The sequence below is a fragment of the Blastopirellula marina genome, from assembly GCF_002967715.1.
GTDB lineage: Bacteria > Planctomycetota > Planctomycetia > Pirellulales > Pirellulaceae > Bremerella > Bremerella marina_B.
The window spans coordinates 1-540 of record NZ_PUIA01000090.1; the positions used below are offsets into that span (position 1 = coordinate 1).

Annotated in this window: 1 protein-coding gene; it reads left to right on the forward strand. The window is 55.6% G+C overall.

The window, feature by feature from the left end; translation table 11 throughout:
- A partial coding sequence (nqrF, locus tag C5Y96_RS26000) for an NADH:ubiquinone reductase (Na(+)-transporting) subunit F (RefSeq protein ID WP_105359497.1) occupies window positions 1-540 on the forward strand: 540 nt, incomplete at both ends.

Below are 540 nucleotides of genomic sequence, written 5' to 3' on the forward strand. Positions count from 1 at the left end.
CCTATAAAGACTTCGCCGTTCAGCCTGAATACCACGAAGACTGGGACAAGTTCAACATTTGGCGTTATGTGTCGAAGGTGGACGAGCCGGTCATTCGCGCTTACTCGATGGCGAACTATCCGGGCGAGAAGGGCATCATCATGCTCAATGTCCGTATCGCCTCGCCGCCGCCGCGGGCTCCGGAAGGAACCCCGCCTGGCAAAGCGTCCAGCTATATCTTCAGCAAGAAGCCGGGCGACAAGGTCACGATCTCCGGTCCTTACGGCGAGTTCTTTATCAAAGACACCGACTCCGAAATGGTCTACATCGGCGGTGGCGCCGGTATGGCTCCGCTTCGCAGTCACATCTTTGAGCTGTTCAAAGAACGCAAGACCAACCGCAAAGTCTCGTACTGGTACGGCGGTCGTAGCCTGCGTGAATTGTTCTATGTCGACGAGTTCCGCGACATCGAAAAGGAGTTCCCCAACTTCAAATTCAATATCGCCCTCTCCGACGCGATGCCGGAAGACAACTGGACCGGGCTCAAGGGTTTCATTCACC